Raw genomic sequence first — 3,945 nt, forward strand, 5'->3', positions numbered from 1 at the left:
CCCCGCGCCCCGCTCCGCCGCGACCGCCGTCGCCGACCTGGCGGCCGCGCGCGCGTCGTCGCCCAGCGACGTGTCGGTGCTCGCCGAGCGGTGGGACCGCGTCGTCGAGTTCGCGCGCGCCGCGCGCCCGCTCATCGGCTCCGCGCTCGGCGACGCGCTCCCGATCGCCGTCGCCGCCACCGGCGCGGTGACGATCGAGCTGCAGGAGTCGAACGCCGCCTACGTGCAGGCGCTCGAGATGGCGCGCGACGACGTGCTCGCCGCCGTGCGGCAGGCGCACCCGGGCGCCACCCGCGTCATCGTGCGCGCCCCCGAGGGCGGCGCGCCCCCGACCGAGCGCCTCACCACCGAGACCGTGCGCGCCGAGCGCATGACCGCACTCGGGAAGCGGGATCCGGTGCTGGGGGCGGCGATCGATGCGCTCGATCTCGATCTGATGGAGTGAAGCGGGAGTCGCTGCCACGGGAGTCGCGACGGCGGGAGTCGGAACGGCGCACTGCGCAGTAGCGACTCCCGCCGTCGCGAGTCCCGCCGTGACGACTCCCGCGGTTTCGGCCCCCACCGCCCCCGGAGTATTATCCCCCCATGGACATCATGAAGCTCATGCAGCAGGCCCAGCAGATGCAGGGGCAGCTGCAGCAGATCCAGGAGGAGCTCGCGACGCGCACCGTGACCGGCACGGCCGGCGGCGGCGTGGTCACGGTCGAGGCGGACGGGAAGGGTGCCGTGCGCGCGGTGAAGATCGACCCGAGCGTCGTCAGCGCCGACGACGTCGCGATGCTCGAGGACCTGATCACCGTCGCGCTGCGCGACGTGCAGGCCAAGGCGAAGGCGCTCGAGGAGTCGGAGATGGGGAAGGTGGCCGGCGGGATGAACCTCCCGTTCCAGCTCCCCTTCTGACCGCGTGTCGGCGATCGACGACCTCGCGGGCGAGCTCTCGAAGCTGCCGGGGATCGGCCGCAAGACCGCGCTGCGCCTGACGTACTTCCTGCTCAAGCAGCGCCCCGAGCAGAGCCGGCGGCTGGCCGACGCGCTGACGACGCTGGCCGAGCGCGTGCGCCCGTGCGCCGAGTGCTTCAACCTCACCGAGGAGGAGCGCTGCAGCGTGTGCCGCGACCAGCGGCGCGACCGCGGCGTGATCTGCGCGGTCGAGGAGGCGTCGGACATCGGCGCGATCGAGCGCACCGGCGAGTACCGGGGGCTCTACCACGTCCTGGGCGGGCGCCTGTCGCCGCTGGACGGCGTGATGCCCGAGGACCTGACCATCGACCGGCTGATCGCCCGCGTGCGGGGCGGGGAGGTGCGCGAGGTCATCCTCGCCACCAACCCGAGCCTCGAGGGGGAGGCCACCGCGCTGTACGTGCAGCGGCAGCTGAGCGGGCAGGCCGACGGGGTGGCCGTGACGCGCATCGCCCGCGGGCTCCCCGTGGGCGGGGACCTGGAATACGCCGACGGGGTGACCATCGCCCAGGCGCTGTCGGCGCGGAGGGAGATGTGAGGGAGCGACGGCATGCGGACCGCCGGCACGACGACCGGCGCGACCACCGCCGCCGGCAGCGTCGCCGGCGCCGGGAGGACGAGGGGCACGGCGCCGTCACGCTGCTGGCCGCGGGGTTTCTCGGCGGGCTGGTGGTGGGGGCCGCGGCGTGGGCCGGGATGCTCGACCGGAGCCGCCAGGGGCTGTTCAGCCGCCAGCCGGTGCGCCGGTTCGCGGCCGTGAGTTACCTCGCGACCCGTCCGAGCGTAGATACGGCGAGGCTGCTCCGCGATTACGTGCGCTGGGAGCCGCACCCTCTGCTGCGGCGGCGGGGCCGCCAGGCCCTGGCCGCGGTGGAGGCGTCGCTCGCGCGGTAGTCGGGGTCGTCCGGCCCTCCCGTCCCCTTCGCTTCTCGGCATGCCCCCAGGCGCGGTCAGCTGGTCGTTCACCGACGACGACTTCCGGGCGATCAGCGGATCGCTGCAGCGGTTCCTCTACGACAGCAACGCGCGCTGCGCCCTCCTCGTCGACCGGGCGGGCCAGCTGGTGGCCACCGTCGGCGAGCCGCCGGCGTTCGACGCCACGGCGTTCGCGTCGCTCACCGCCGCCGACTTCAGCGCCAACGACCAGCTGGCGAAGCTGATCGGCGAGAAGGACTTCACGACCCTGTTCCACCAGGGCGAGAAGGAGTCGATGTTCCTCGCCGACGTCGCGCGGCGGATCATCCTCGTCGTCCTCTTCGACGACCGCACGACGATCGGGCTGGTGCGCCTCAAGCTCAAGGGCGCCGTGGACGAGCTGACGCGCCGCTTCGAGACAGTGTTCGCGCGCGGCACCGCGGCCGCCGCGGCGCCGGGCGCCGGCGCGCGGGGCCTCGCCGGGGCGCTCGGGAGCGAGCCCGCCCCCCTCGACCTGCTGGCCGGGGCCGAGGACGAGATCGACCGACTCTTCTCCTGAGGGCCGGCCGATGTCGATGATCAACTACGCGTCGCGCGAGATCAACTGCAAGATCGTCTACTACGGGCCCGGGCTCGGCGGCAAGACGTCGAACCTCGAGTTCGTGTACGAGAAGGTGAGCCCCGGCACGCGCGGGAAGCTCATCTCGCTCGCGACCGAGACCGAGCGCACGCTCTTCTTCGACTTCCTCCCGGTGGACCTGGGGGAGATCCGCGGCTTCCGCACGCGGTTCCACCTCTACACGGTCCCGGGGCAGGTGTACTACAACGCCTCGCGCAAGCTGATCCTGAAGGGGGTCGACGGGGTGGTGTTCGTCGCCGACTCGCAGGTCGACCGCGCCGAGGCGAACATGGAGTCGATGCAGAACCTGTACGACAACATGGCGGAGCACGGGTACGACCTGACCCGGATGCCGTTCGTGCTGCAGTACAACAAGCGCGACCTCCCCAACGCCGCCCCGCTCGACGAGCTGGAGGCGATGCTGAACCCGGGGTGGGAGGTCACCGAGACGGCCAAGCAGAAGCCGTCCGAGAACCCGTTCCGCCCCGGCGTCCCGCTGGTCGAGCGGCTGCCGAGCGGGGAGTGGTGGGAGCGCGTCCCGTCGTTCGAGGCGGTGGCGACCACCGGGGCGGGGGTGTTCGACACCCTGAAGGCCGTCTCGAAGCTGGTCGTCCGCTCCCTGGGCTGACGCCCGGGCTGAGCGTCGCCGTGCGCGCCGGTTATCTTGCCGGCGTCGTCCCGGCCGCCCCCCGCCCGTGAACCTCCCCAACGCGATCACCGCCGCCCGCATCGCGGCCGCGCCCTTCATCGCCGCCCTGCCGTTCGCGTCGGGCTCGACGGCGCGGCTCGCGGCGTTCGTGCTGTTCATCGCGGCCGCGGTCACCGACTACTGGGACGGGCACCTCGCGCGCACGCGCAACCTGGTGACCGACCTCGGGCGCCTGCTCGACCCGCTCGCCGACAAGCTCCTGCTCGTCGCGACGCTGATCCCGATGCTCGTGCTGATGGGCGGCCCGCTGCTCCTCCCGGCCGACGTCTCCGCCGAGGGGCGCCCCGAGTTCGCCTTCGCGACGCCGGCGGGCTTCGTCGCGCTGCCGTGGTGGGTGGTCGCGGTGGTCGTGGGGCGCGAGGCCTTCATGACGGCGTTCCGCCAGCTGGCCGTGCGGCGCGGCGTGGTGATCGCGGCCATCGGCCCCGCGAAGTGGAAGACCGGCTTCCAGTCGACGTGGGTCGGCGCCGCGTACTTCTGGTTCTTCGCCAACACGCTGGCGCGCAACGCGGCGTGGGAGGGGCGCGCCGACTGGCAGGCGTTCGCCTACTTCAACGGCGTCGTCGGCGCGCTGTCGATGGCGGGCGCCGTGGCGCTGACGCTCTACTCGCTCTGGCTGTACCTGCGCCGCTACGGCGGCGTGCTGCGGCGCTGAGCCCCGCGCGCGCCGCGCTGCGCACGCCCGACGGGGCGTGGACGGCCGCCGCGCTGCGCGACGACGCGCGGCGCCTGCACGACGCCT

General features: G+C 73.4%; 7 protein-coding genes. All 7 read left to right on the top strand.

Annotated elements, in window-relative coordinates; genetic code table 11:
- On the top strand, nucleotides 1-445 hold a 445-nt coding region (locus PYV61_RS22010; RefSeq protein ID WP_275835708.1), incomplete at its 5' end, for a hypothetical protein.
- Nucleotides 446-585: 140 nt separating this feature from the next.
- The gene (locus PYV61_RS22015; protein WP_275835710.1) at nucleotides 586-900 is read left to right on the top strand and encodes a YbaB/EbfC family nucleoid-associated protein; all 315 of its coding nucleotides are present in this window, start codon (nucleotides 586-588) and stop codon (nucleotides 898-900) included.
- A gap of 4 nt (nucleotides 901-904) precedes the next feature.
- Nucleotides 905-1,498 (top strand): recombination mediator RecR, encoded by a 594-nt coding sequence (recR, locus tag PYV61_RS22020; RefSeq protein ID WP_275835712.1) that lies wholly within the window; start codon nucleotides 905-907, stop codon nucleotides 1,496-1,498.
- Entirely contained in the window at nucleotides 1,495-1,854 is a 360-nt protein-coding gene (locus PYV61_RS22025) for a hypothetical protein (protein ID WP_275835714.1), read from the top strand. Before recR ends, PYV61_RS22025 begins: the two co-directional genes overlap by 4 nt.
- A 40-nt stretch (nucleotides 1,855-1,894) precedes the next feature.
- Nucleotides 1,895-2,434, top strand: coding sequence for a roadblock/LC7 domain-containing protein (locus PYV61_RS22030; protein ID WP_275835716.1), 540 nt, complete (start codon nucleotides 1,895-1,897; stop codon nucleotides 2,432-2,434).
- Nucleotides 2,435-2,444: 10 nt separating this feature from the next.
- A complete protein-coding gene (locus PYV61_RS22035) occupies nucleotides 2,445-3,122 on the top strand; it encodes an ADP-ribosylation factor-like protein (RefSeq protein WP_275835718.1) in 678 nt (225 codons plus the stop codon).
- Nucleotides 3,123-3,189: 67 nt separating this feature from the next.
- Nucleotides 3,190-3,858 (top strand): CDP-alcohol phosphatidyltransferase family protein, encoded by a 669-nt coding sequence (locus tag PYV61_RS22040; protein ID WP_275835720.1) that lies wholly within the window; start codon nucleotides 3,190-3,192, stop codon nucleotides 3,856-3,858.
- Nucleotides 3,859-3,945: the final 87 nt, after the last annotated feature.

Source organism: Roseisolibacter sp. H3M3-2 (assembly GCF_029211165.1).
Classification (GTDB): Bacteria; Gemmatimonadota; Gemmatimonadetes; order Gemmatimonadales; family Gemmatimonadaceae; genus Roseisolibacter.